30 protein-coding genes and 1 pseudogene are annotated in these 24745 nt (G+C 71.1%); 9 read left to right on the top strand and 22 right to left on the bottom strand.

What is annotated here, in order from left to right; all coding sequences use genetic code 11:
* Positions 1-15: 15 nt before the first annotated feature.
* From phnE to ABZ801_RS35765, 3 genes and pseudogenes are all read right to left on the bottom strand, one after another.
* Positions 16-708: pseudogene (gene phnE, locus ABZ801_RS35755) on the bottom strand (phosphonate ABC transporter, permease protein PhnE); the annotation flags it as partial.
* Positions 709-941: 233 nt separating this feature from the next.
* Positions 942-1715, bottom strand: a complete 774-nt coding sequence (gene phnC, locus ABZ801_RS35760) for a phosphonate ABC transporter ATP-binding protein (RefSeq protein WP_360706786.1) — start codon at positions 1713-1715, stop codon at positions 942-944.
* A gap of 10 nt (positions 1716-1725) precedes the next feature.
* Positions 1726-2166: a PhnD/SsuA/transferrin family substrate-binding protein gene (locus ABZ801_RS35765; RefSeq protein ID WP_360706789.1), complete on the bottom strand. Its 441-nt coding sequence runs from the start codon at positions 2164-2166 to the stop codon at positions 1726-1728.
* On the opposite strand from ABZ801_RS35765, the gene ABZ801_RS35770 reads away from it, so the two are divergent.
* Positions 2149-2610, top strand: coding sequence for an alpha/beta hydrolase (locus ABZ801_RS35770; protein ID WP_360706792.1), 462 nt, complete (start codon positions 2149-2151; stop codon positions 2608-2610). The two genes, ABZ801_RS35765 and ABZ801_RS35770, sit on opposite strands and share 18 nt — an antisense overlap.
* 517 nt (positions 2611-3127) lie before the next feature.
* On the opposite strand, the gene ABZ801_RS35775 is transcribed toward ABZ801_RS35770, so the two are convergent.
* The 7 genes from ABZ801_RS35775 to ABZ801_RS35805 all read right to left on the bottom strand — a co-directional run bounded on the left by ABZ801_RS35775 (position 3128) and on the right by ABZ801_RS35805 (position 9760).
* Positions 3128-3982, bottom strand: a complete 855-nt coding sequence (locus ABZ801_RS35775; protein WP_360706794.1) for a shikimate dehydrogenase — start codon at positions 3980-3982, stop codon at positions 3128-3130.
* Positions 3979-4422, bottom strand: coding sequence for a type II 3-dehydroquinate dehydratase (aroQ, locus tag ABZ801_RS35780; protein WP_360706797.1), 444 nt, complete (start codon positions 4420-4422; stop codon positions 3979-3981). The genes ABZ801_RS35775 and aroQ overlap by 4 nt, the downstream gene beginning before the upstream one ends.
* Positions 4423-4444: 22 nt before the next feature.
* Positions 4445-5230 carry an N-acyl homoserine lactonase family protein gene (locus tag ABZ801_RS35785; RefSeq protein WP_360706800.1) on the bottom strand — a complete coding sequence of 262 codons (786 nt, stop codon included), beginning with the start codon at positions 5228-5230 and terminating at the stop codon, positions 4445-4447.
* Positions 5227-6588 (bottom strand): MFS transporter, encoded by a 1362-nt coding sequence (locus ABZ801_RS35790; RefSeq protein ID WP_360706803.1) that lies wholly within the window; start codon positions 6586-6588, stop codon positions 5227-5229. The genes ABZ801_RS35785 and ABZ801_RS35790 overlap by 4 nt, the downstream gene beginning before the upstream one ends.
* Positions 6589-6786: 198 nt before the next feature.
* The gene (locus ABZ801_RS35795; protein ID WP_360706806.1) at positions 6787-7062 is read right to left on the bottom strand and encodes a hypothetical protein; all 276 of its coding nucleotides are present in this window, start codon (positions 7060-7062) and stop codon (positions 6787-6789) included.
* A 113-nt stretch (positions 7063-7175) separates the two neighbouring features.
* Complete coding sequence (locus ABZ801_RS35800) at positions 7176-7865, bottom strand: TetR/AcrR family transcriptional regulator (protein ID WP_360706809.1); 690 nt, start codon at positions 7863-7865, stop codon at positions 7176-7178.
* 35 nt (positions 7866-7900) lie between these two features.
* Positions 7901-9760 (bottom strand): TIM barrel protein, encoded by a 1860-nt coding sequence (locus tag ABZ801_RS35805; protein ID WP_360706812.1) that lies wholly within the window; start codon positions 9758-9760, stop codon positions 7901-7903.
* 132 nt (positions 9761-9892) lie between these two features.
* Here ABZ801_RS35805 and ABZ801_RS35810 point away from each other — a divergent pair, with 132 nt between their 5' ends.
* Together ABZ801_RS35810 and ABZ801_RS35815 are read left to right on the top strand one after the other, a co-directional pair.
* Positions 9893-10330, top strand: coding sequence for a MerR family transcriptional regulator (locus tag ABZ801_RS35810; RefSeq protein WP_344939589.1), 438 nt, complete (start codon positions 9893-9895; stop codon positions 10328-10330).
* Entirely contained in the window at positions 10327-11307 is a 981-nt protein-coding gene (locus ABZ801_RS35815; protein WP_360706815.1) for an NAD-dependent epimerase/dehydratase family protein, read from the top strand. The genes ABZ801_RS35810 and ABZ801_RS35815 overlap by 4 nt, the downstream gene beginning before the upstream one ends.
* 11 nt (positions 11308-11318) lie before the next feature.
* Here the strand turns inward: ABZ801_RS35815 and ABZ801_RS35820 are convergent, their stop codons facing one another.
* The 4 genes from ABZ801_RS35820 to ABZ801_RS35835 form a co-directional block, all read right to left on the bottom strand.
* Complete coding sequence (locus ABZ801_RS35820; protein WP_360706817.1) at positions 11319-11768, bottom strand: NUDIX hydrolase; 450 nt, start codon at positions 11766-11768, stop codon at positions 11319-11321.
* A gap of 233 nt (positions 11769-12001) precedes the next feature.
* Positions 12002-12502 carry an HPP family protein gene (locus ABZ801_RS35825; RefSeq protein ID WP_360706820.1) on the bottom strand — a complete coding sequence of 167 codons (501 nt, stop codon included), beginning with the start codon at positions 12500-12502 and terminating at the stop codon, positions 12002-12004.
* On the bottom strand, positions 12499-13419 hold the full coding sequence (locus ABZ801_RS35830) for a pyridoxamine 5'-phosphate oxidase family protein (RefSeq protein ID WP_360706823.1): 921 nt from the start codon (positions 13417-13419) through the stop codon (positions 12499-12501). The genes ABZ801_RS35825 and ABZ801_RS35830 overlap by 4 nt, the downstream gene beginning before the upstream one ends.
* Positions 13420-13449: 30 nt before the next feature.
* Positions 13450-13902, bottom strand: coding sequence for a VOC family protein (locus tag ABZ801_RS35835; protein WP_360707015.1), 453 nt, complete (start codon positions 13900-13902; stop codon positions 13450-13452).
* 131 nt (positions 13903-14033) lie between these two features.
* On the opposite strand from ABZ801_RS35835, the gene ABZ801_RS35840 reads away from it, so the two are divergent.
* Complete coding sequence (locus ABZ801_RS35840) at positions 14034-14606, top strand: CGNR zinc finger domain-containing protein (protein WP_360706826.1); 573 nt, start codon at positions 14034-14036, stop codon at positions 14604-14606.
* 287 nt (positions 14607-14893) lie between these two features.
* On the opposite strand, the gene ABZ801_RS35845 is transcribed toward ABZ801_RS35840, so the two are convergent.
* Entirely contained in the window at positions 14894-15481 is a 588-nt protein-coding gene (locus ABZ801_RS35845) for a TetR/AcrR family transcriptional regulator (protein WP_344939574.1), read from the bottom strand.
* A gap of 125 nt (positions 15482-15606) precedes the next feature.
* Here ABZ801_RS35845 and ABZ801_RS35850 point away from each other — a divergent pair, with 125 nt between their 5' ends.
* Positions 15607-16419: an SDR family NAD(P)-dependent oxidoreductase gene (locus tag ABZ801_RS35850; protein ID WP_360706830.1), complete on the top strand. Its 813-nt coding sequence runs from the start codon at positions 15607-15609 to the stop codon at positions 16417-16419.
* Positions 16420-16483: 64 nt separating this feature from the next.
* Positions 16484-16663, top strand: a complete 180-nt coding sequence (locus ABZ801_RS35855; RefSeq protein ID WP_360706833.1) for a hypothetical protein — start codon at positions 16484-16486, stop codon at positions 16661-16663.
* A 98-nt stretch (positions 16664-16761) separates the two neighbouring features.
* On the opposite strand, the gene ABZ801_RS35860 is transcribed toward ABZ801_RS35855, so the two are convergent.
* Positions 16762-17673: a cation diffusion facilitator family transporter gene (locus ABZ801_RS35860; RefSeq protein WP_360706836.1), complete on the bottom strand. Its 912-nt coding sequence runs from the start codon at positions 17671-17673 to the stop codon at positions 16762-16764.
* A gap of 160 nt (positions 17674-17833) precedes the next feature.
* Positions 17834-18022: a helix-turn-helix transcriptional regulator gene (locus ABZ801_RS35865; protein WP_360706839.1), complete on the bottom strand. Its 189-nt coding sequence runs from the start codon at positions 18020-18022 to the stop codon at positions 17834-17836.
* A gap of 946 nt (positions 18023-18968) precedes the next feature.
* On the opposite strand from ABZ801_RS35865, the gene ABZ801_RS35870 reads away from it, so the two are divergent.
* The 3 genes from ABZ801_RS35870 to ABZ801_RS35880 all read left to right on the top strand — a co-directional run bounded on the left by ABZ801_RS35870 (position 18969) and on the right by ABZ801_RS35880 (position 20358).
* Positions 18969-19475, top strand: coding sequence for a hypothetical protein (locus ABZ801_RS35870; RefSeq protein ID WP_360706842.1), 507 nt, complete (start codon positions 18969-18971; stop codon positions 19473-19475).
* Positions 19472-19948, top strand: coding sequence for an NUDIX domain-containing protein (locus ABZ801_RS35875; RefSeq protein WP_360706845.1), 477 nt, complete (start codon positions 19472-19474; stop codon positions 19946-19948). The genes ABZ801_RS35870 and ABZ801_RS35875 overlap by 4 nt, the downstream gene beginning before the upstream one ends.
* An 83-nt stretch (positions 19949-20031) precedes the next feature.
* A complete protein-coding gene (locus ABZ801_RS35880) occupies positions 20032-20358 on the top strand; it encodes a hypothetical protein (protein ID WP_360706848.1) in 327 nt (108 codons plus the stop codon).
* Positions 20359-20563: 205 nt separating this feature from the next.
* On the opposite strand, the gene ABZ801_RS35885 is transcribed toward ABZ801_RS35880, so the two are convergent.
* The 5 genes from ABZ801_RS35885 to ABZ801_RS35905 form a co-directional block, all read right to left on the bottom strand.
* Complete coding sequence (locus tag ABZ801_RS35885; protein WP_360706851.1) at positions 20564-21223, bottom strand: DUF6518 family protein; 660 nt, start codon at positions 21221-21223, stop codon at positions 20564-20566.
* A 33-nt stretch (positions 21224-21256) separates the two neighbouring features.
* Positions 21257-21436, bottom strand: a complete 180-nt coding sequence (locus ABZ801_RS35890) for a hypothetical protein (RefSeq protein ID WP_360706854.1) — start codon at positions 21434-21436, stop codon at positions 21257-21259.
* 53 nt (positions 21437-21489) lie between these two features.
* Positions 21490-21951 (bottom strand): hypothetical protein, encoded by a 462-nt coding sequence (locus tag ABZ801_RS35895; protein ID WP_360706857.1) that lies wholly within the window; start codon positions 21949-21951, stop codon positions 21490-21492.
* An 840-nt stretch (positions 21952-22791) separates the two neighbouring features.
* Positions 22792-24036: a CoA transferase gene (locus ABZ801_RS35900; RefSeq protein ID WP_360706860.1), complete on the bottom strand. Its 1245-nt coding sequence runs from the start codon at positions 24034-24036 to the stop codon at positions 22792-22794.
* 11 nt (positions 24037-24047) lie between these two features.
* A complete protein-coding gene (locus ABZ801_RS35905; RefSeq protein ID WP_360706863.1) occupies positions 24048-24677 on the bottom strand; it encodes a GntR family transcriptional regulator in 630 nt (209 codons plus the stop codon).
* Between the last annotated feature and the right edge of the window lie 68 nt (positions 24678-24745).

Here is a 24745-nt window from a genome sequence, read left to right on the forward strand (position 1 = left end):
CGTGCCCGACCCGGCCTACCGCAGCACGCGGTCGCGGTCCCAGCCGACGTCGTGACGGGCGCGCCTGCCGGCGGGCAGCGCCGCCGACCCGGCCGACCGGTCCTCCCCGCTGTGCCGGCGGATCGCCACCGACAGCAGTTCCAGCAGCAGGATCAGCACGATGATCACGCAGATGACGCCCGCCGCGCGCCGGTAGTCCAGGCTGCCCAGCGCCGTCTGCAGGGCCACCCCGATGCCGCCGGCCCCGACCACGCCGAGCACGGACGACGCCCGGATGTTGATGTCGAGCCGGTAGAGGACCACGGCGACGAGCGCGGGCAGCACGCGCGGCAGCACGTTGGAGAAGGCCACCTGCGTCTCGCGGGCCCCGCAGGCGCGGACCGCCTCGGCCGGGACCGGGTCGGCCTCCTCGATCGCGTCGGCCAGCAGCTTGGCGATCATGCCGACCGAGTGCACCGCGACCGCCAGCGCTCCGGCCAGCGGCCCCAGCCCGAACGCCCGCACGAACAGGATCGCGAACACCAGCGTCGGCACCGCCCGGGTCAGCACGATGACCAGCCGGGCCACCGGCCGGACCCGGCTGCGGCCGGGGCGGGTGTGCGCGGCGGCGAAGGCCAGCGGCACCGAGGCCAGCGCCGCCAGCCCGGTGCCCGCCACCGCGATCAGCAGGGTCTCGACGATCAGCGAGACGATGTCGCCGGCGGCCGGGAACGCCGGCGGCCGGGAACTCCGGCGGCAGCATCCGTTCCAGCAGCCGCCGGGTGTCGCCGAGCCCGGCTGCCAGCGTCAGCGGCGACAGGCCGATCCACCAGAACGTCACGCAGGTGACGGTCACGGCGGCGGTGAGCAGCCCGGCCGTGACGACGGCGCGGGCGCCCAGCGGCGGGCGCAGCGGCCCCGGGCCGGGAGCCTGCCGTTCGACGTGCACGGCCTGTTCGGCGCTAGTCATGGCGGGCGCCCGTCTCCTCGTAGACGGCCCGCAGCCGTTCCTCCGGGAGGGTGGCGGCGGGCTCGTCCAGCACGATCCGACCCGACCGCAGCGCCACCACCCGGTCGGCCGTGGACAGCGCCAGGTCGATCTGGTGGAGGCTGCACACGACGGAGATGCCGTCCTCGGCGCTGATCCGCTTGAGGGTGTCGAGCACCAGCACGCTGGCGGCCGGATCCAGCGAGGCGACCGGCTCGTCGGCCAGGATCAGCTCCGGGCGCTGCGCCAGCGTCCGGGCGACGGCGACCCGCTGCTGCTGGCCGCCCGACAGCGTGTCGCAGCGCTGGAAGCGCTTGTCGGCCAGGCCGACCCGGTCCAGCTGCTCCACCGCCCGTTCCCGCAGGGGGCGCGGGTAGGTCATCACGCCGTAGCGCGGCCAGCGCAGCGTGGCCAGCGCCCCCTTGAGCACGTTCTCCAGCGCCGACAGCCGCCCGACCAGGCCGAACTGCTGGAAGACGAACCCCACCCGGGCGCGCAGCGCCCGCAGCTCGCGGCGGGAGCAGCCGGCGGGGTCGGCCCCGAGCGTGCGGACGGTGCCGCGGTCGGGCAGGTGCATCCCGTTGACCAGCCGCAGCAGGGTCGACTTGCCGGCGCCCGAGGGGCCGACCAGCGCGACGAACTGGCCCTGCGGAACGGTCAGGTCGATGCCGTCGAGCACGACGCCGCCGCCGAAGCCCTTCTCGATCCCGGCGAGGTCCAGTACCGCCCCGCCGCCGATGTTCTTCATGACGGGCTCCTCAGTCACCGGAGGTGCAGACGTCGGCCTTGGTGACCTCGCAGATCCGGGCGATCGGCTGGTAGGTGCCGTCGTCGGCCGCGACGAAGGTCCAGGCGTTGGACGAACCGAGCGGGCAGGCCGTGGCGCCGGCCTGGTCGCCCCAGGCCGCCGGGCCCTTGATCTCCTTGCCCGCGCACAGCCCGGCGGAGGCCGCGCCGGTTGCGGTCAGCCCGGTCACGGTCTTGGTGATCTTGTCGCGCATGTCCTGCGGCAGCCAGGTGCCGACCACCACGGGCGGTCCCGGGATGAGCGGCGAGGTCCACACCTTGCGGACCTGGCCCGGCTTGAGCTGGCCCCGTGCCGGCAGCAGGGTGTCGACGAACACGTCGCCGACGAACGCGACGTCGCAGTCGCCGGCCAGCAGCGAGGCGACCGCCGTGTCGTGGCCCTTGGTGAACACGGTCTTGGCGTCCCCGCGCAGAACTGGCTGCTGGAGCACGGCTACGCCCTCGCCGGCACACGGCCGTACGGCGACGGCTGGGCCGTCGAGGAGACCATGCGGGACTCCGCCTCCACGCTGGCCGTCCTCGCCGAGGCTGCCGGGACGCCCGAGGCCACGCTGGCGTGGGGGTCCTCGATGGGCGGCAACATCGCCGCCGGCTTGGCCGAACGCAGGCCCGACCTCGTCGACGGCGCGCTGCCCTACTGCGCCTCGGTCGTCGGCCCGGTGGCCATGCTCAACCAGGCGCTCGACGCGTCGTTCGCCTTCAAGACCCTGCTGGCCCCCGGCAACACCGACATCAAGCTGACGCGGCTGTCGTCGGCCGAGGAGGAGACGCGCGGCAATACCGCCGCCCGCACGGTCCAAGCGTGGCGCGGGCCCGGTCCTGCTGTGACGGCATGAGCTACGAAGGTGGGCGGGCGCCGCGCAGGAACTGTTCGACTGCGGTCTCCACGAGTCCGTCGAGCATGAAGGCGGCAACGGCGACCGGTACGCGGGCGAGCGGCTGGCCTCGCACGGCCACCCCGCGCTGGCTTTCGCCTACTTCAGAGCCGGCGGCGATGCTCGCGGAGGAGGTCGGCGTCCGGTCTTGAGCGGCGCCTCGGTCAGACGGGGGTGTCGTCTGGTAGGTCCCACCGGCGTGCGCGTCCTCGGTCGGCGGCGCCTCGCCGCCGACCGGGGCGGCGGGCGGTGCGACGGCGCAGGACGCCTGGCCATGTGCCCCAACTGGCACGAGTTCGCCGCCGGCAACGAAGAGGGACCTGGGACAGGACGTCACCCAGTCACTCCCGACGCTCGCCTTGCCGGGCCGATAGCGGGCGGCGAACTCGACGCCGGGGATGCTCGGGAGCGAGGCCGGCGCCAGGCTGCGTCGGGCATGGTGACGGCGAGACGCCGGGCAGGCCGACTGGTCCGCTGGTCATGCTGTGATCAGGGCGGAGAGGTGGGCGAGCATCCGGTCGGTGTCGGGGGTGAGGCCGGTGAAGAGGCGGAAGGCGTGCGCTGCCTGGAAGACGACCATCCCCCCGCCGTCCAGGGTGCGGCAGCCTATCTCGCGGGCCTTTTCGAGCAGTTCGGTACGCAGCGGACGGTAGACGACGTCGGCGACCCACAGGTCCGGGTGGAGCAGTTCGGCCGGCACGGGGGAGCCGGGGTGGGCGGCCATGCCGATCGGGGTCGCGTTGACGAGGCCGTCCGCGTGCCGGAGCGCGGCAGGCAGGTCGGCGATGGCCGCTGAGCGGGCACGTCCCGCACCGAAGCGCTGCGTGAGTGCAGCGGCGAGCGCGTCGGCGCGGGCGGTGCGGGTGTCGACGAGGGTGACCTGGTCGGCGCCCATGGTGAGCAGTGCGTGCGCGACGGCGGCGCCGGCGCCTCCGGCGCCGACTTGCACGACCCGGTGCGTGGCGGCGTCGGGCAGGCCGCGGGCGAAGGATTCGGCGAAGCCCGTCCAGTCGGTGTTGTGGCCGATGGCCCGGTCGCCGTCGAAGGTCACGGTGTTGACGGCGCCGAGGCGGGCGGCGTCCGGTGACAGGTCGTCGAGGTGGTCGATCACTGTCTGTTTACACGGATGGGTGATGTTGAGTCCGGTGTAACCCAGCCGGCGGGCGGTGCGGACCAGGTCGCCCGCGGCGGTGGCGGCGACTCCGAGGTCGGAGATGTCGAGGATCTTGTAGAGGTAGCGCAGGCCGTGGTGGTGTGCCTCGCGCTCGTGCAGGGCGGGGCTGAGGGAGGAGCCGATCCCCGAGCCGATCAACCCGATGAGGTGCGCGGTCATCCCCGGCCCTCCTCGCCCATCAGCTCGGCCAGGTGGAGCAACGCCAGTTCGTAGCCGTGCGCGCTGGCGCCGCAGATCACGGCGTCGCTGACGGCGGCGCTGTGGGAGGTGTGCCGGAACGCCTCGCGGCGGTGGATGTTGGTCAGGTGGACCTCGACGATCGGGACGCCCGCGGTCGCGAGGGCGTCGCGCAGCGCGACGGACGTGTGCGCGTAGGCCGCCGGGTTGATCACGATCCCGTCGGCGCCCTCCTGGACGGCGTCCACCAGGGCTCCCTCATGGTTGCTCTGGCGGAAGTCCACACGCAGGCCGTGGTCCGCGGCGACCGCGTGGCAGCGGGCTTCGATCTCGGCCAGTGTGACGGTGCCGTAGAGTTCCGGCTCCCGCCGGCCGAGGAGGTTGAGGTTGGGGCCGTTCAGGACGAGGACGGTTGGTCGCATTGGTACCCCGATATCTGTGGTTTCAGGCGATGCGGGCGATGCGGTCGCGGAAGGGTCCCGACAGGCACGGGAAGCGTTCGAGGACCTCGGGGTCGTGGCCGGCCACGATCAGGTCCGGGCCATCGGCCAGCTCCTTGATCCGGTCGAACGCGCCGTACATGCCGGTCATGCTGTGCAGGATCGCGAACGGGCGGTCGGTTTCCAGGTTCTCGTAGAAGTGGGCGGCGTCGGAGGCGAGCACCACGTGGCCGCGGGCGGTACGGATCCGTACCACCTGCGTGCCGGCGGTGTGGCCGCCGACCAGGTGCACGCTCAGGCCCGGCACCACGTCGGCGTCCCCGTCCACGAGCCGCAGCCTGTCCCCGGCGGCGCGCAGGTGTGCGAGGTCGTCGTTGCTGACCAGCCAGCGTTCCCGTTCGATGCGGCGTGCCCACGGGCCGGTCCAGTACTCCAGTTCCGGCCGCTGGACGACGTATCGCGCATTCGTGAAGGCGGCGGCCGTGCCGGTGTGGTCGTTATGGAGGTGGGTCAGGACGACGTGGTCGACCGAGTCGGCGGCCACTCCCATGTCGGCCAGGAGCGTCACGGGCGAGGAGCGGTAGTCGATCCCGGCGAGCCGGTGGACCTGATCGGGGCTGATCCCGGCATCGACGACGATCGTGTGCCGGTCGGAGACCGCCAGCCAGACGTAGTACGCGGTCGGGTGCGGTTCGTTCCAGCGCTCGTCATAGCCGTGGAAGTGCTGGCCGCGCCGTCCGTCGCGGCGTGCGTAGCACAGGGCGTACACCCGGAAGGTGTCACCGCTCATGCCGGCTCCGCCGCTGCGGGGGCGGGGGAGGCGGCCGTCGGGCGGGTGCCGAGCTGCTCGGTGGGGACCTTGTAGGTCTCTCGGCCAGTCGCGACGGCGGCGACGTTGACCAGGCACAGAACGGCGGTGATGATCGAGACTCCCAGCCAGGCGTCCGGGCCGTCACCGGCGATGGCGCCGGCGATGCTGGGGGCGAAACCGGCGATCGCGAAGCCGATCTGAGTGCCGATGGCGGTGCCCGACAGCCGGACGCGGGCACTGAACATCTCCCCGTAGAAGGCGGGCCAGACGCCGCCGGTGGCGCTGTGCACGACACCGAACATCAGGATGCCGACCAGAAAGATCAGGGGGTAGTCGCCCTCGGAGATGGCCCACAGGTAGGCGAACATCAGCACCGCGCAGCCCAGCGAGCCGCCGATGAACACCGGTTTGCGCCCGATCCGGTCGGCGAGACCGCCGAAGAGCGGCAGCGCGACCAGTGCCGCCGCGTTGGCGAGCACACCGACCCACAGCATGGGCGTCTTCTCCAACTCCATCGTGTTGACCGCGTAGGAGAGCGCGTAGACGGTGAAGATCGTGCTGACCGAGGCGATGACGGCGGCGACCATCACGCGCAGCACGTCGGCCCAGTGGTCGCGGAACAGGACGGCCAGCGGCAGCCCGGCGACGGTGCCCTGGGCGGCCTCCTGCTCGAACACCGGGGTCTCGGCGAGCTTCTGGCGGATGACGTAGGCGGCCACCATGACGACCGCGCTGAGCCAGAACGGGACCCGCCAGCCCCAGCTCAGCAACTGGTCCTCGGGGAGCGCCGCGACCGGCAGGAAGATCGCGGTGGCCAGGATCTGGCCGGCCTGGGTGCCGTTCAGGGTGAAGCTGGTGTAGTAGGCGCGACGGTCGGCGGGAGCGTGCTCCAGCGTCATGGAGTTCGCGCCGGCCTGCTCGCCGCCCGCCGAGAAGCCCTGCGCCAGCCGCAGCAGCACCAGCAGGACCGGTGCCGGCAGGCCGACCTGGCCGTAGGTGGGGAGGCAGCCGACGAGAAACGTGGCGGCACCCATCAGCATGACGGTGAAGACCAGCACCTTCTTGCGACCGAACCGGTCACCGACGTGCCCCAGGACGAACGCGCCGACCGGCCGCGCGAGGTAACCGACGCCGAACGTGGCCAGCGCGAGCAGCGTGCCGGCGGCCGGGTCGGAGTCGGGAAAGAAGATCTTGCCGAACACCAGCGCCGCGGCGGTGCCGTAGATGAAGAAGTCGTAGTACTCCAGCGCGCTGCCGATCCAGGCGGCCAGTGCGGCCTTGCGGGGCTGGCCCTGCCCGGGCGGCCCCGTCGTGACGGCGGTGGGGTGGTCGCGCACGTGATGCTCCTCGGGGTGAGAGCCCGTAAGTACGAACTAGATAGTTAATTACCGGGCCGTCACGTATGTTCTGGTGTCCCGCATCACATGTCAAGAGATCAGAGCAACCTTCACCTCGGATGATGCCGACCGGGCGCCCGGATCAGCGGCGCCGTGGGCAAGGGGCGCCGCCCCGGCTGCGCGAGGGACCGACGTACGTCAGGTCAGGCTGCCGGGCAGGACGGAGCGGGGGATCGGCCCCTTGTCGCGACGGCCCCGCTGGGTCTCCTCCCAGGCGTGGACGAGGGTTCCGATGCTCCGGCTGAGGATGAACAGGCCGCGGGCCAGGGGAGCGGGGAAACCCAGCTCGGCGCACATGGTGGTGGCGCCGTGGGATCGGCTTACTGCCCTTGGCGGCAGGATCTCGTCGAGAAAGCGGACGCTATTGCTCCCGTCGCCGCCGTGATGGTCGCCCAGCGTGTCGCCTCGTCCCACAAGGCATCCCTGGGCATGTACGACCCAGGCGGAAGAGGCGGCCGGCGTGAACCCCTCCATGCATGCGGCCCTGCGCAGTGCCGCATCGTCCGCCGGCCGCGTGCTCAACGCGCTCAGCCGGTCTCGCCTCGCCCCGCCGACTGCCGGCGACCGCTCCCAGTGAGGTAGGCGACGACGGCCTCGCCGGTCATCTCGCGGTGCCGGGCGCGGTGCTCGGGGGCGGTCAGGTCGCGGCCGAACAGGGCGCCGAAGGTGTGCTGGTTGGAGATCCGGAAGAAGCACAGCGCGCTGATCATCATGTGCACGTCGATGGCGTCGGCGTCGGTGACGAAGTCGCCGCTCGCCCGTCCGGCCTCCAGGATCTGCGAGATGAGCCCGGTCACCGGTCCGCCGAGATTGGTCAGTATCTCGGACTTGCGCAGGTGCTCGGCATGGTGGATGTTCTCGATGCTGACCAGCTTGATGAAGTCCTGGTGGGCGTCGTGGTGGTCGAAGGTCAGTTCGGCCAGCGTGCGGATCGCCTCGACCGGCGCCAGGTGCTGGACGTCGATCGCGGACTCGGCCGTCCTGACCTCGGTGTAGGCCTTCTCCAGCACGGCGATGTACAGCTTCTCCTTGTTGCCGAAGTAGTAGTAGATCATCCGCTTGGTGGTGCGCATGAGCGCGGCCATCTCGTCCACCCGCGCGCCGGCGTAGCCCTTGCGCGCGAACTCCCGCTGGGCGACCTCCAGAATCTCGGCGCGAGTGCGTTCGGCGTCGCGCCGGCGCCCGTTCGAAGCGGGGGCAGGGGACTGGGACGACATGTGACTCCTGGAGAGGCTGCCGGACGACAGCCATCCTAGGACGATCGTGATCGGCTGCCTCGCCGACGGCCGCCCTGGTCCGCATACTGGGCGGCGAGCCGGACAGGGGCGTTGGGAGCGCCGTATCCGCGGTACCCGCCCAGGCGCTGGACGACCTCCAGGAAGATCCGTCCGGTGGTCGCGGTGTAGAAGTGCAGGAACTCGCCGTGGTCGTCGCGGTCGTACAGCAGGCCGAGTTCGCGCAGCAGGCGGTGCCGTTCGGCGCCCAGGTCGTACCGTGCCTCCAGGTCGTCGTAGTAGTTGTCCGGGATGGCCAGCTGTGCGGCTCCGGCGTCCCGCAGCCTGCGGAGGGTCGTGACGATGTCGGTGCTGGCCAGCGCCAGGTGCTGCCAGGCCACGTCGGGTGCGCCATCGTGCGCACCGACGTAGGCGACGTTCAGGGCGATCCGGACCCGCCCATCCTCGGTGGAGACCGCCCGGCTGCGCATCAGACCGTACGGGTCGGGCAGTTCGAGGCTCTCGTGCGGGCGCAGGCCCAGGACGCTGCGGTAGAACAGCGACGCCTCGTCGAAGTGGTGCCAGGGCTGTGTCAGCGCGACATGATCGATATGAGTGATCTCTCCGGTTCCGGCCTCGCCGGGGGCCTGACGGAAGTCGGCGGTCCAGCTCGGATGGTCGGGATGGCCGGTACGGCAGAAGAACAGCTCGGTGCCGTCCGGAGCGGCCACCGCGTCCAGCGGGACGTCCTCAGGGGCCCGCAACCGCGGCAGCACGGGGGCCAGCAGCGCCTCGGCGCGTTTGACGGCGGCGGCCGGGTCCGGTGATTCCAGCCCGATGGCACCGAGAACCGGGCCGTCCTGGCTTTCGGGACTGCCGGTGTTGAGCAGGATGCGGGCCTCGTTCTGTTCCCACAGCTCGACGGGTTTGTGCGCGTGCACGCCCGTGCGCGCGAATCCGAGCGCGGTCAGCAGGTCGCCCAGAGCCTCGGTGTCCGGCGTGGCCAGCTCGGCGAACGCGAACCCGCTCGGAACCACGGGAGAAGGCGCCCTGGAAAGCGCTGCCGGACGAGATGCGCGGTCGAGCCGATGGTCGACCGCCTCCTCCAGGGCGACGAGCGAGCGCATGGCGTCCTGCGCGGTGCGCATGGCCGCGGCCTGCCGGAAGATGTCGTTGAACACCTCCAGCGACAGCGGCCCGTCGTAGCCGGCGCGCAGGACGTGCCCGACCAGTCCGGCGACGTCCAGATCCCCCTGGCCGGGAAAACAGCGGTAGTGCCGGCTCCAGTACAGGACGTCCATCGGCAGTGCCGGGGCGTCGGCCAGTTGGAGGAAGAAGATCTTCTCGGCCGGAATCGTCTCGATGGCGTACGGGTCCACGTCGCGCGCCAGGATGTGGAAGCTGTCCAGGCACAGGCCCAGATTCGGGTGGTCGGCGGCCCGGACGATCCGCCATGCGTGCAGGTAGTCGCTGACATGGCGGCCCCAGGCCAGCGCCTCGTAGGCGATCCGGATCCCGTGCCGGGCGGCCCGCGCGGCCAGGACGTGCAGCTGTTCGGCCGCCAGCGCGTCGTCGTCCACCGAATCGGGGGAGACGCTGGAGCAGACCAGCATGCAGGTTGCTCCGAGCCGTTCCATCACCGCGAACTTGTGCTCGGCGCGCCGCAGGTTGCGTGCCAGCACGGGGGGCGGCACCGCTTCGAAGTCGCGGAACGGCTGGTACAGATCAATGGAAAGGCCCAGATCGGCGGCTCGGCTTCGCACGTCCTCCGGGCTCATCGGGCCGGTCACCAGGTCGTTCTCGAAGATCTCGACGCCGTCGAAGCCCGCAGCGCCGATCGCGGTCAGCTTGTCGGGCAGCGAGCCGCTCAGCGACACCGTGGCGATGGATCTGCGCATGTTCCGGACGCCTCCACTAATGAACGAACTAGTACGTTATCCTACCCGCCGACCCGTGAGCCGTTCTGGCCGCCGTTACCTCTGCCGCCTGGGATTGACTTCAAGCGCTTGAGGTGTGGTCTGCTGCCTGGCATGACGACCTTCACCATCCAGGACGTGTCTCGGCACAGCGGGCTGAGCGAGCCGACGCTGCGCTATTACGAAGATGTCGGGCTGATCGGGCCGGTCGACCGCGACGAGCACAGCGGGCACCGCCGTTACCGCCCCCGGGACCTCGACGTGATCGAGGTGCTGGCCTGTCTGCGCGCGGTCGGCGTCGGCATCGAGGACATGCGCACGTACCTGGCGAACCGTCCCCGCGGACGGGCGGCGGCGGCCGAGCAGCGCGATCTTCTGCTGCGGCATGCCGAGCGCATCGAGGCCGAGATCGCCGCCCACCAGGCCCGGCTGCGCTACCTGCGGGAGAAGGCGGCGTTGTGGGACGCCCGTGACCGCGGCGACACCGCCGCGGAGGCCGCGGCGGTGCGGCGTCTGGTGGATGCGGTCGGCGGCCTGGGGGTGCTGCGATGAGCCGGGTCCTGGTCACCGGCGGGTCCGGGTATGTGGGGACGCATCTGATCGCCGCGCTGCTGCGGGCCGGGCGCCCGGTACGCGCCACGGTGCGCTCGACGGCCCGCGAGGCCGACCTGCGCGCGGCGGTGCGCCGCGGCCGCGCCGACGACGCCGGACTGGAGGTCGTCGCCGCGGACCTGGCGGCCGACGACGGCTGGCCCGCCGCCGTGGCCGGGTGCGCGGAGGTCCATCACGTCGCCTCGCCCATTCCAGTCTCCCAGCCCGAGGACCCTGACGAGCTGATCGTCCCGGCCCGCGAGGGCACGCTGCGGGTGCTGCGTGCCGCGTGCGACGCGGGCGTCCGGCGCGTCGTGCTCACCTCGTCGTTCGCCGCGGTCGGGTACACCCCCAAACCGGGCGCCGAATTCACCGAGGACGACTGGACCGATCCCGACACCCCGGGACTGGCGCCCTACCCGCGCTCCAAGACGATCGCCGAGCGCGCCGCGTGGGACCTGATGAGGCGCGACGGCGGCGACACCGAACTCGTCGTCGTCAACCCGACGTTCATCCTCGGGCCTACCCTCACCACCGACCTGCGCTCCTCGACGCAACTGATCAAGGCGATGCTCGACGGGACGATGAGCGTCGCGCCCCGCCGGCGCTTCGGCGTCGTCGACGTGCGCGACGTGGTGGACCTGCACCTGCGCGCCATGGCCGCGCCCGAGGCCGCCGGCAAGCGCTTCCTCGCCGTCGCCGACGGCCCGGCGCTGAGCTTCCTGGAGGTCGCCGGCATCCTGCGCCGACGGCTCGGCGCCTCGCGCGTGCCCACGACGGAGGCGCCGGGGGACGACCCGCCGCGGCCGGTCATTCACAACGACCGGGCCCGCAAGGAACTCCGATGGCGCCCCCGCCTCGCCGAAACGACGATTGTGCAGACGGCCGAGAGCTTGCGTGACCTCGGCGTGTGGAAGCAGCACGAAGACGTTCACTGACACCTGACAGTTCAGGAAGTCACATGGCCTGGCTCGCACAAGAACGTCGCGGAGTTGGTCCGGCGCGCTTCGAACAGCACTGCGGTACGTGCGAAGAGACGGGGGCTCATGACCCTCTTCCATTCGTCGAGAGGCTGGATGAGCCATTCGGAATGCTCGGCCGGGTCGAGGACGATCCGGTCGAGATCGTCCGGGGTCAGGACCCCGCCGTCGAAGACGAAGCCGATCTTCGCGCAAGGCCATCCGGGCTCGGGCGCCAGGAAGTGCGTGAGCAGGAGGCGCGGCGGTTCCACGAAGTTGATGCCGGTCTCTTCCCGGCACTCGCGGACCGCCGTGGCGAACGGCGTGATGTCGCCGTGTTCGACGTTGCCGCCCGGGAACTGCCACGCCTCCACCTTCTGGGCAGAGCGCAAGGCGAAGGGGTTGCCGTGGACGTCGGTGAAGTAGAGGGCGGCGTACATCGTGGCATTCGGCAGCGTCTGGACGTACTGCTCGGGAGGGAGCCAACCCATGGAGCTTCTTTCTCCTGGCTAGAGGCGTCGCCGATGAGACGGCGCGCATGGTCGGGATGGATGCCGAGCGGATCGACGACATCCGCCATCACATCCTGAACGACACCGGATCAGACCGAGGTGTTCGGCGAGGGCAGACAGAGACGGTGTCCGGGCCGTTGGCGGCGATCGGCGGGTCACCATCAGTAGGCCGGGTAGGTGCGGCGGGCGGCGATGACGCCGACGGCCACGATGACGATCGTGGCCAGGAGCAGCAGGCCCAGGAAGGTGACGGGCTCGGGGTCGGTCAGCACGACGAGGACGGCGGTCGCGGCGGCGGGGGAATGCGGGGTGCGGGCCAAGGCCATGGAGCCGATGGCGAGGGCGCCGGCGAGGGCTGCCGTCCAAGGGGCGTCGCCGGCGAGGGCCAGGGCGCAGAAACCGACGCAGGCGGAGACGAACTGGCCCCCGATGACGTTGCGAGGTTGCGCCAGCGGCAGGGTGGGAGCGGCGAACACCAGGGCGGCGCTTGCGGCCAGCGGCGGCACGAGCACCGGCCGGTGCAAGACGTGACCGATCGCGACCAGCAGGGTGAGTGCGACGGCGCCGGCTGCGGTGGCGGTCGCGATGGCGGAGGCGGTGGGGCGTGCCGGAGCCTTGCCGGTGAGCGCCTGGGCGACGTCGTTGCGGGCGATGGGGATCACAGGGCTTCCTCGGGCGGACGTACAGGCGGGTTGAAACGGGACGGGATGGGTTCGCTCCAACGCAGTGGCGCGGCCCCGGCGATCTCGATGACGTCGGTTGCGGTGAACTCGACCAGCCGTTCGGCGCCGGGCACCGCGGCGGCATGCGCGGGATCCCAGTCGGTGCGCGCGGTGCCGGTGAGGTGCAGGACGGCGCCGGTGCGCCAGTCCGCAAACAGCAGCCCGGCCCGGGGCTGGACCTCCAGGTTGCCCAGGGTGTTGAACATGGCGTTGCCGGTGTAGTCGGGCCAGCGCAGCACGGTCCGTGACACCACTTCCACAAAGCCCGGGTTCCCGCCGCGGTGGGAGGCGTCGGCGTTGCCCTCGCGGTCGGAGGTGGCGATGAAGAAGGTGTCGGCGCCGCTGATCCACCGCTGCTGGTCGCCGGTCAATGCGCGGGACCGCCGCGGCGGGGCCGGAACAGCCGCTTCCCACCGCGATTCGCGTTTCTGGATGTACTTGGGGCAGTTCGAGTACACCTGGTCGAGCGTGACGTGCAGGCCGTGCGCGGTCGGGACGGCGTGGCCGTTCATCCGCATCCGCCGGTGCCGGGCCGGTTCGATCGCCAGCATCCCGACCGGCGCAGGTTCGGTGAGCCGGTCGTGCAGCGGGTCGCCCGCGGCCGGGCGGGCGTCGATGGTGAGGGTGCGGGCGTCCTCGGCGTGCAGGAAGCCGGGCCGTCCGGTGAGCAGCGTGGCCCACATCCGTCCCTGGGCGTCGGCGGCGCCGAGCACCAGCATCGGCTGCTGGAGCAGGAACTTGCGCGCCACCTCGGGGATCTCCGCGCGGACGGCACGGGCGGAGAACGCGCCCTGGTCCAGCAGGCCGGCGCGCCGCTGGGCGGCTCGTTCGCCTTCGTGGTAGACGTCGGCCGCCACAGCGGCCTCCTTTCGATGGGCCGGTGAAGGTTAGAAGAAACCGCAGGTCGGAGCTGCTCCACTGGGGGCGGGAGCGGTGTCGGCGCCGGTGGGCGCGTAGATCTCCAGGCGGGTCCCGTCGGGGTCGGTGAAGAAGATCCCGCCGGACGAGACGCCCTCGCCGTGCGGGACGACGCCGTCGTGGGCGAACTCGGCGCCCAGTTCGCGCAGCACCCGCTCGGCGGCCTTCACCTCGTCGATCGACTCGACCTGGAACGACAGGTGGTGCAGGCCGGCCGAGCGGGTCGCGAAGGCGGTGTCGCTCTGCTGCCACAGGGTCAGCACCAGCCGCCCGTCCCGTCCGAGAAAGGCCCAGCGGCGGCCGGCCTCCTTGCCTTCTGCCTGCACCTGGAACCCGAAGACGCGCAGGTAGAAGGGCAGCGACCGATCCAGATCGGTCACGTTCAGCCCCACGTGTCCCGTCTGCAGGGCCTTGATCGCGATCGTTTCCATGACACACCTCGCAAACCCGGGCTGTCTCGCCCGGCGATCGACCTAACTGTCTATCGGACGATAGATGGTTAGGCATTCGATCGTCAACCGGCTAAGTCGCGTTAGGTGGGTAGAATCGCCGTGTGGCGCAGGAACATCGATCCCAGCAGCGGGGCGCCGCGGACCCTCGTCCGCTGGTCGGCGAACCGCTGTGCCTGGACCTGCTCAACACGCGGTGGAACGACGACGGCGTCCGGCGCGACCTGCTCGACTCCACCGACGGTCTGGCCGTCTGGCTGCGTTCGGCCGGGCTGGACGACCGCGCGGTGGCCGACCAGGCGACGCTCGACGCCGCCCTGCAGACCCGCGGCATCCTCTTGGAGTTGCTGGACCGGGGCCCGTCCCCGCAAGCGATGGACGCGCTCAACCGGGTCCTGGAACGCGGTGCGCTGCACTACCGGCTCGGCCCCGGCGGCCCGGAGAGCCACCCGCGGACCGACGACCCCGCCTGGCTGCCGTCCTGGCTGGCCGCCACCGACTACCTGCGACTCATGGCCGACAGCCCCGGCCGCGTCAAACCCTGCGCGCACCCCAACTGCGTGCTGTACTTCTACGACACGACCAAAAGCGGAACCCGGCGCTGGTGCTCCATGGCCGTCTGCGGCAACCGCGCCAAAGCCGCCCGCCACTACGAGCGCGCCAAAACCGGACGTTAGCCCACGGCGTTCCACGTCGAACGCGACCAGCGCGCCCCGATCCGCCGACGTGGCCGTCCGGGCCGCGGGTGATCACGAGGTGTGCTCCTGCTGCGACCGGGGCTCATCCCGGCGAAGACCGCATGGAGGATGCGGCCGATGCAGGAGTGCCTCAGCGGCTGGTGGGTGATCGGCAATCTGTAGTGCCCGTGCTGCGAGAGGCGCTCTGCGGCTGGTTCGGGACACCCTGAGAATGACGACGTCTCCGCGAGCCGGCGTCTCAGAGCGGCAGAGCGAGCCCGGAGGGTTCAGGGGCGCAGCGCCCGCAGCACGGCATCGACCAGCGCGTCCGCGTACTCGGGCGTGAGCGGCCCGGTCCGCAGCAGCCAACGCTGGTAGACCGGTGCGTACAGCAGCTCCAGCGCCAGGTCGAGGTCGGCGTCCTCGGCGATCTGCCCGGCACGCTGCGCGCTGCGCAGCCGCTCCTTCTTGGCCTCGTCCACCGGCCCCGCCAGCTTGTCCCGATACTGGGCCGCCAGTTCCGGATCGGCCACGATCTCCATGTTGAGCGCCCGGATCGGCGCCTCGAACGCCGGGTCGGCGAATTCGGCGACGGTCGCCCGCATCACGGTCTTCAGGTCGGCCTCGATGTCTCCGGTGTCGGGCAGCGCCATCCCCTGCGTGTCCTCGCTCAACGCCAGGAACGAGTCGAAGACCACGGCCCCCTTGGACCGCCACCACCGGTAGATCGTCTGCTTGCCCACCCCCGCTCGCGCCGCGATGGCCTCGATGGAGAGCTTGGCGTACCCCACCTCGGTGACGAGTTCCCTGGCGGCTTGGAGGATGGCCTGCCGTGACCGTTCGCTGCGGCGCGCGGGATCGGGCTTCTTGTGCACGCGGACGATCCTACCCCATGCGAGACGAGACGGACCGTCTTGACAGACGGAGGGCAGGTGCCGCTAAGGTTTCGGCAAGACGGAACGAACCGTCTCGTCTCGTATACGGTGAGGAGTTGATCGGCATGCGCGTCTGGTTCATCACGGGTGCGTCGCGGGGGCTGGGCCGGGCGTTCGCCGAGGCGGCGCTGACCAGGGGAGATCGCGTGGTGGCCGCGGCCCGCGACGTCGAACCGCTGTCGGCGCTGCAGGCGGACCATCCCGACAGCCTGGTGTGCCTGCCGTTGGACGTCTCCGACCGCGCCGCGGTGCACGAGGGCGTGGAACGGGCGGCGGCGGCGTTCGGCCGGCTCGACATCGTGGTCAACAACGCCGGGACGATGTTGTACGGCATGATCGAAGAGGCCACCGAGGCCCAGATCAGGGCCCACTTCGACGTCAACGTCCTCGGTCAGATCTGGGTCACCCAGGCCGTGCTCCCCCACCTGCGGGCCCAGGGTTCGGGCCATATCCTCCTGGTCACGACCATGGGCACGGGCGGCGGCGTGGCCTCGGCCGGCCTGTACGCGGCGGGCAAGTCGGCGCTGGACTCCCTCGGTCAGGCGCTGGCCATGGAGGTCGAGCCCTTCGGCGTCAAGGTCACCATCGTCCAGCCGGGCGGCTACGACACCGGCCTGTTCACCATCGGCACCACGGCCACCACGCCCAACCCGGCCTACGACCCGGTCAGGGAGAAGCTGGCCGAGTTGTGGGGCGACGAGGCGGGACCGGACCCGAGCACCGCCGCGCCGGTCGTCATGGAACTGGTGGACCTGCCGCAGCCGCCCCTGCGTCTGATCGTCGGCGCGCAGTCCTTCGACCTGGTCCAGCAGATGAACCAGGCCAGGACCGAGGAGTACCGCGCCTGGGAACACCTCAGCCGCAAGGCCCCGGGCTGAGCCGCGTCGCGGGCCCGGCGGGGCAGCGTGCCGTCCGCGCCTTCCAGGCCCCGACCCACCGCGCATGTCCACCGCGTTCGCAACCTCTGACCTGACGCATCGCCTCAATCCGCGTGCCTCCAACGGCCTGGCCCACCTCCTCGACGGCTGTCAGGTGGGTTCCAGCAGCCTGGACGCCACCAGTTCCGGATCGTTGACGCGGTTCTTGGCGGCGGCCTTGGCGGCATCGAAACGGGTTTGGTGACGTCGCGGGCCGGGTGGTGACCAGTGGGGCGGCCAGGTTGGCGGCGGTGAACAGCAGCATCCGCAGGCTCGCTCCCGAACACCAGGGCCCTGTGGTCCTTACCAGGAGACGGCGTCGCAGCCGGTGTGGTCGGCGGGTTCGACCTGCAGGGTGGCGTGTGCGACACCATGCCGTTCGCGTAGCACCTGCAGGGCGCGGTCGAGCACCCCGTGGGTGGCGGTCTGGTCGGAGGTGACCAGGTGGGCGGTGGCCACGTGCATGCCCGACGTGAGCGTCCACAGATGCAGGTCGTGGACGTCCTGGACACCGTCGACCGCCCCCAGGTCGGCGGCCACCCGGCCCACGTTCACGCCCTCGGGAGCGTGCTGCCCCAGCACCGCCACCACCTGACGGCCCAGCGCCACGGCCCGCACCACCACGAACACACCGATGGCGATGGCGACCACGGTGTCGAACAGGACCTGGCCGGTGGCCGCCACCAGCACACCGGCGACGATCACCCCGACCGACCCCGCGGTGTCGGCCACAACCTCCAGATAGGCGCCCTTCACGTTGAGGCTCTCGGACGCCCCCGCGCGCAGCAGCACCATCGCCGCGACGTTGACCGCCAGGCCCAGCGCCCCCACCACCAGCATCGGCGTGGAGGAGACCTCGGCATGCTCGCCGATCCGTGTCAGCGCCTCGGCGACGATGTAGACGGCAACACCCACCATGACCAGCACGGCGAACCCCGAGGCGAACACCTCGGCCCGGTACGAGCCGTAGGTGCGTTGCCCGGTGGTGTCGGGGCGGGTGGCGATCCGGGTGGCCACGAGCGCTGCGCCCAGCGTGACGACGTCGGCCGCCATGTGCCCGGCGTCCGACAGCAGCGCCAGCGACCCCGACAGCAGCCCATACGCGAGCTCCACTCCGAAGAACCCGGCGATGAGCGCGAACGCGACAGCCAGCCGCCATCGATGCTCTCCGCCCGCGTGTCCGGCGGCATGAGCATGCCCGTGTCCGTGTCCCACCTGTGTCCTCCTTGGTGTTCGTGTGTCGTTTTGGGGGGCCGGTTGGTGCCGTGTGCGGTATCGCTGTCGGGGCCGCTTCAGACGTGGGTTAGTGCGAGGGTCGGCAGCATGCGGACGTGGGCGTCGGGGGAGTAGGCCATGCTGCCGGACCGACGGACGCTCACCACCTGGTGCGCGCAGCAGGCGCGGGGCCTCCACACCCCGACTCGCCCTGCCCGGTCACGGCGGCCAGACCCGACTCGCACATTTCGCCGCCTTCCAGCAGAGCGGTCAGCAGACGCAGCCGCCCGGGGTTGCCCAGCAGATGAATCACCGCCGCCAGGTCCTGGACGGCATGGACGTCCGACATCGCGTCGCAACCCAGCGTCACCTGTTCGGGAAAGGCCGCCCGGCTCGGGCATCCGTCCAGAACCATATCTGAACATCTGAGCTACTGTTCATATGAGAAACCATAACGGCACCGCTATCGACTCGTACAGAGGCCCCCGCGCCTGAACGCCGACCCGGAATGCGCCGCCGACTTCACAGCCCGGCTCGGCCACCGGGTGTCACTGTTCCGAGGTGACCCCCACGTCCCTGTGTGCGCAGTAGGGACCGCCGTTCAAATCAGCGATGGCGTCGACTTGAGCGCGCTGTCGGGTTGACAGCCGGGGCCTGCCATCAGCGTCGCTGGTTTGAGGTGACGCGCGTGAGCTCTTGGCGTGGGGTAGGGGCGGTCGCTCAAATCAGCGGTGGCGCCGACTTGAATGCGCTGCGGGGTTGACAGCCCGGGTCGGCCACCAGCGTCGCCGGTCGGAGGGGACGTTCGTGAATCCTTGGGCGCGGGGTAGGACCGCCGCTCAAAGTCGTCGGTGAGGGGCGAGGGCGTCCGGGGCCTTCAGGTCACTCCTATCGCGCACCACTGCGCGATGGGGATCTCATGGTTGGCGCAGCGGGCGTCGACGTGACGGCAGATCCAGCACACGCTCCCGGCATCGGCGAAGGAGTGGGCGCGGTCGCGCCGCCACGTGCCCAGCCGTGCAGGCCACGGCATCCCTCCCAGCCCGTGGGGACGGCGTGCGCTGATGTCGGGCCCCGCATCGTTCATGGGGGTATGTCCGCTGGTCAGGACGCTAGGGCGATCCTCTCGCCGTCGGACGTGGGGAGGGTGCCAGGCGTCCCTGGGGCGCCGCTGCCCGGGGCGGTCTCATCGTCGGAGCCGCCCCGTCCACCTACTGGACATACGTGACTAGCTGAGCCGGTATAAATTTCGGCGCCGGGTCCGCTCCGCAGTGCCCGCCCCTACGCTTGGGGCCATGAGCGACCGTGCGCTCCGCCCGCCATTGGACCCAGCCGAATGGGGCGCGGTGTCGGTGGGGTGGAGTTGCCCGTCCGTGTCCATCTGTGGCGGCTCGGCGATGCGTTCGCCGATGTCATCGCGGCCGATGCGTGGTGAACTGGCCCTGGCTTCGCGCCATCCTGTCATTGAGGCTGAGGTAGCGCTGTACGCCGACTGGGCGGGACAGCAGATGCTCGGCCAGTCGGCGCTGTACCTACGACGGGGCGACGACCGGCTCGGCTGGGAGGGCCTGCTGATGCGCGCTCGGAAGGCAATGGCGGACGATCCGCCGGCCGATACCCGTGAGACGCACGGCGCCGCCCTGCCGGTCTCGCCAGGAGGGGTGTGGAAGGTGGCGACGCGGGCGTGCACTTCCGGCACGGCGCCGCTGGAGACAGCCGAGCGGCACCGGTGGCAGGCCGGCCCGGGCGCTGCGCGGCAGTACCTGCAAGGCGACGAGCACGACGGGCGGCAGGACGGATGAGCAGGAACGACGGCCAGGACGAGACGCCCGGCGATGAGCGGGTCAAGGGCACAGCGGCGCTGCTGGTGAACGCCCGCGGCGAATACCTGCTGCACCTGCGGGATGACGTGCCGGGCATCTGCGATCCGGGCACCTGGTCCCTGATCGGCGGCAACCGCAAGGCGGGGGAGTCTCCCGAGGAGACGATCCGCCGTGAGTTGATGGAGGAGGCCGGGCTGTCCATTCCCGGCCTGCAGCGGTTCACCGTGGCGCGCAGTCTGGGGCCGGACGGCACGACGAAGGGCCACATCAATGTCTTCCGCGGGCGGTGGGACGGGGACGCGGCGGCTCTGCCGGTCACGGAGGGAATCATGTTCCACTGGTTCGCCGCGGCGGTCGTGCCCCGGCTGCGCATGAGCCCGTGGGCCCGCAGCGTCATCGAGTTGGACAGCGGCGTCACCAGGCGTCGCTTCGCACCGCAGGAGCCGTCCTGACTTCCGCGAGTGGCGCGCGCGGCGACGGCGAGGCGCCCACGTCCGGCGGCAGCGCGCCCACGTTCGGGGACGGGGCGGGCGGCATGACGTTGGAGGAACTCGGCCGGTGGGCTGCCTGGCAGGCCGATCGTCTGGCGGCTGTGTTCGGCCTGGCCGCCGACGACGCCAGGGACCGGGAGTTCTTCCTGCTGGCGCAGAGCGCCAAGCTCGGTGAGGAGGCGGGAGAACTGCAGAGGGAGGTGCTCGGGTTCGTGCGCTACCAGCGGGCCGACAAGCTCGGCGCCTTCACTCTCGAGTCGGCGGCCGGGGAGGTCGCCGATGTGATGATCTGCGCGGCGATCCTGGCCGCGCGCATGGGTATCGATCTCGACGCCGCCGTCCGGGCGAAGATGGCGAAGGTGGCGTTGTGAACGACACCCTGTCCGGTGGCTGACAGCGGCCATTCACACGAACTTGCCCTGTTGGGGATGTGCGGCTGGCGTTTCTGCCGAAGACGGGTCGAAAGAGGGTGCCGTGAGCGCGGGGCTCCTACCCCGGCGAGAAGGAGCCCGGCAGCCTGGCTGCGTCCGTTGGCGGCACGTGGGGACGCCGCTCCCGGCTGACGCACGTGCCGGTCTACGAGGTGAGACGCCGTTTCACGTTGAAGAAGTGGCTGACGGCGAAGACGATGCTCGCGGCGGCAGCCGTCCACACGACCGCCTGCCCGATGGTGGTGATCGTGTTGTTGCGGCCAGGTGGGAGCACCAACATCTGCGCGGCGGCGCCGACTGGCACGGTCAGTCGCGCCAGCAGGCCGGTCAGGGTGGGCCGCTTGATGCAGGCGCCTATGGCTCCCAAGGGAGGTCCGAACACGACGCCGGCGACCCACCAGAAGAATGGTTCGGACTGGCACCAGTGGGCGGCCCCGGCGCCGCGGATGGTGTCCACGACGCTGTAGGCGGTCGTGGCCGCGATCAACGCCAGAGCACCGGCGGCCGCACCCGTGGCGAGCGCTGCACGAGGGTTCTGTTCGGTGCGGGTGACCAGCCATCCCGTGGCGACCGCCAGCCCCGCCCAGGCCCAATCCGAGTCCAGCAGCACGCTGATGACCTCCAGCGGCGACACTCCGCTGGTGGTGGCCTCCCGGCTTTCCAGGTCGGCGAAGTGGCCGGAGAGGGCATTGACCAGGGAGGTCACCGCGCCGAATACCGCTCCGACTGCGAGGGCGCCCATCGCCGGCGTCACCAGACGGGTGGCCCTTGAACCGTCCCGTCGCTGCCGCTGACCGCCAGTCATGGATCGCCTTCCTCTGCGCAACCTGCCGAGGGTCTACCATCCGGCCGCGGCCAGCGCGGCGGACAGCCTCGGGGCGACCAGGGGAGCTTCGGCCAGGCCGGCGATGTGGTCCAGCCCTTCGAACTCGATGACCTCGAACCCGGCCTGTCGCAGTTGTTCGGAATGGTCGCGGACGCGGCATGCGATCGCGCTTCCCCCCACGTAGTCATACATCCGGCATGAGGGTTCGCCGTCCATCGAGCCGTACCAGAGGATCTTCGGTCCCTTCAGGCCGCCAGCATCTCGGCGTCGTCGCGGGCCGCCCACTCCCGGTACATCAGGACGCCCAGGTGGTGCTCGTCCGCCTTGTCTCGCAGCCCGGCCTGCAGCAGCGCCGCGCGAGCACCTTCGACATAGCCGAGCCAGTAGTCGGCGCCGGACAGCAGCGGAAAGCCGCCGACCATGAGGCCGACCGCCCGCTCGGTGGCACCCACCAGGAAACCCGCCAGCGCGGCCATGCCGGAGTAGCCTGCCAGGACGAAGTCACCCACGCTCGCGGCGTCCGCCACGGCGTGCAAGTCGGCGATCTCGACGTCGGTGGGGAAACGGGTCCAGCGTCGCGGCTCCCACGAGCCACCCGCCTCGTCCTCGGGTTCCATCACGCCGACGACCTGGCGGGGCTTGTAGCGCACAACCCGATACCCACTCGCCGCCAGTGCTCCGGCCAGCATCGAGTGCTCACTGCGCATTCTCGACGGGAAGATGACCGCAGGACCGTCGCCCTTCACCTCCTACCACAAGGTGAAACCGTCACGGGTGACTGTGCTCGCCACGATGCCCTCTCCCTTGATCAACACGCTGTGGTCAGCCTCCCAACCCGGCAGACCGTTGATCACTGGCGACACCCCGGACGGAACGGATCAACTCCGGCCACAAGCGGTCACGCCCTCGGCACTCCGGACGACCGGTACCCGAAGGCCTGTTCTGGTGGGGGATCGCCCACCGGAACACCGCCTGGCCGCCCCAAACCAGGCGGCATGCCCTCATCGCGCGAGCCGGACTGACGTGGCGTGCGGTTCTTCTCTGCCTTGGTGCTCGACGGCACCACCGAGGAAGCCCGCGCCGTCCTCGAAGGGCACGCGAGGCAGTCACGGGAGACGGCGGCCGCTGACCGGCCTGGCCACCGTGCACGACGAGGCCGCCGCCGGACGGCTGGCAGGCAAGACCGTCCTCATCCCCTGACAGGCGACTCCGTCCGGCCGCCGCCCATCGGTGGATGCGGTGTGGTCTTTACCGCTCGGGCGCATCGCGCCAGGCAGTCCCGTGCGTTACTTCCGCACGATTCCGCTGAGCACGCGGTGCCCGTTCGGGGCCTCGCGCCGGTGACGGACCGCTTGTCTCGCCCGAGCAGTCGCAGTTCCGGGCGGTCTGGCGGTGGGAGCCCGGCCGCCGGGCATTGGCGGCGGTTTGGACGGTGGTCGCGGCGCCGGTGGCCGAGCGCATTGAGGGCTGGAGCGTTGCTCGGCTGGGCGGTCCGCCATCGGTTCTTCACGACGTGCAAGGGACGGCGGCGGGCCGTGCACCTTTCCTCAGATCGTTCCGGTTGCGGCCAGAGCCGCGATCTCCTCGGTGGTCAGGCCGAGTGCGCCGTAGACCTCGGTGTTGTGCTGCCCGAGGGACGGGCCGACCGTGCGGACCTCGCCGGGCGTGTCGGAGAGCTTCGGGAAGACGCCCTGCATCGGGAAGTCGCCGAAATCCGGATGCGCCATCCGGATGATCGCCTCGCGGGCCTTGTAGTGCGGGTCGGCGAGCATGTCCCTGGCGCGGTAGGTGAGGCCCGCCGGGATGCCGTTCTCGTGGAGCAGTTCCAGGAGCGCGGACGACTCCTGGTCCGCCGTCCAGGCGGCGATGAGGTCGTCCAGTTCGCCGGCGTTGGCGCCGCGGGCGCCGTGCGTGGCGTAGCGCTCGTCGTCGGCGAGTTCCGGACGTCCCATGAGGGCGGCGAGCCGACGCCAGATCGTGTCGCGGTTCGCGGCGATGAGGACGGGACCGTCCTTGGTCGGGTACACGTTGCTGGGCGCGACGTTCGGCAGCACCGAGCCGGTGCGCTCCCGCTGGTAGCCGGCGATCTCCCATTCGGGGATCAGCGACTCCATCATCGCCAGCACCGCCTCGTACAGCGCCGAGTCGACGATCTGCCCGCGTCCGGTGCGGTGCCGGGCGTGCAGGGCGACGAGGGTGCCGAGCGCGGCGAACGTCCCGGCGAGCTCGTCGCCGAGGGAGATCCCGGCGCGGGACGGCGGCCGGTCGGGGTCGCCGGTGACGTACCGGATGCCGCCCATCGCCTCGCCGATCGAGCCGAACCCGGCCCGGGGCGCGTAGGGGCCGTCCTGCCCGTAGCCGGTGACCCGGGTGATGATCAGCCGCGGGTTGTCGGCGTGCAGGACCTCGGGCGCGAGGCCCCAGCGCTCCAGGGTGCCGGGACGGAAGTTCTCCACCAGGACGTCGGCCCCCGCGATGAGGCGCCGCGCCAGCGCCTGCCCCTCGGGGGTGCGCAGGTTGAGCGTGACCGACTTCTTGTTGCGGGCGAGGATCGGCCACCAGAGCGACTGTCCGTGCGGCTTCTCCCGGCCCCATTCGCGCATCGGGTCGCCGGCGCCCGGCGGCTCCACCTTGACGACCTCGGCGCCGAAGTCGCCGAGCAGCTGTCCGCAGAACGGCCCGGCCAGCAGCTGCCCCATCTCCACGACCTGCAGATCGCCGAGGGCGCCGGGAGCCGCGCCGCCGGTGCCGGGGGACGCGCCGCCGGGGCGGGGGGATGCGTCGTCGCTCATGTCTCCTCGTTCTAGTCCGCGGTGAGCTCGGCCGCCGCCGCGCGGATGTGCGACCGCATCACCGACTCGGCCCACGCGGGATCGCCCGCGGCGATGGCGGCGACCAGCTCCCGGTGGTGGTTCATGCTCCGTGCCAGCGCGTCCGCGCCGTACCGGCGGAACGTGCCGATGATCAGCGGCGCGTGCATGACCGAGGTCAGCATCGCCGGCAGCCGCCGGTTCCCCGACGCCTCGATCACCGCGGCGTGGAAGCGGGAGTTGAGCCGCGCGACCCTGGTCAGGTCGCCGTCGGCCGCCGCCCGTTCCATCTCCGCGCAGAGGTCGCGCAGGTCGGCGAGGACGGTCTCGTCCGGCCGCTGGCGGGCGGCACGCGCCGCCGCGTACGGCTCCAGCAGCGAGCGCAACTCGAAGATCTCCTCCAGGTCCGCGCTCGTCCACTGGACGACGCGGGCGCCGCGATGGGGGAGGACCTCGACAAGGCCGTCCGACCCGAGCCGCTGGAGCGCCTCCCGGACGGGGGTGCGCGACAGGCCCAGCGACTCGGCGAGCTCCGCCTCGCCGAGTCGGCTGCCGGCCGCGGCCTCGCCCGAGAGGATCATCTGGCGGACCGCCTCGTAGGCGGTGTCGGTGGCGCGGGGCATGAACTCTCCTTGCGTTATTGCATGCAATATAGTCGCGGGGACGGCTAAAACTCCAGTAAGGGGAAAGG

Origin of the sequence: Actinomadura sp. NPDC047616, from assembly GCF_040642915.1 — a bacterium.
Classification (GTDB): domain Bacteria; phylum Actinomycetota; class Actinomycetes; order Streptosporangiales; family Streptosporangiaceae; genus Spirillospora; species Spirillospora miaoliensis.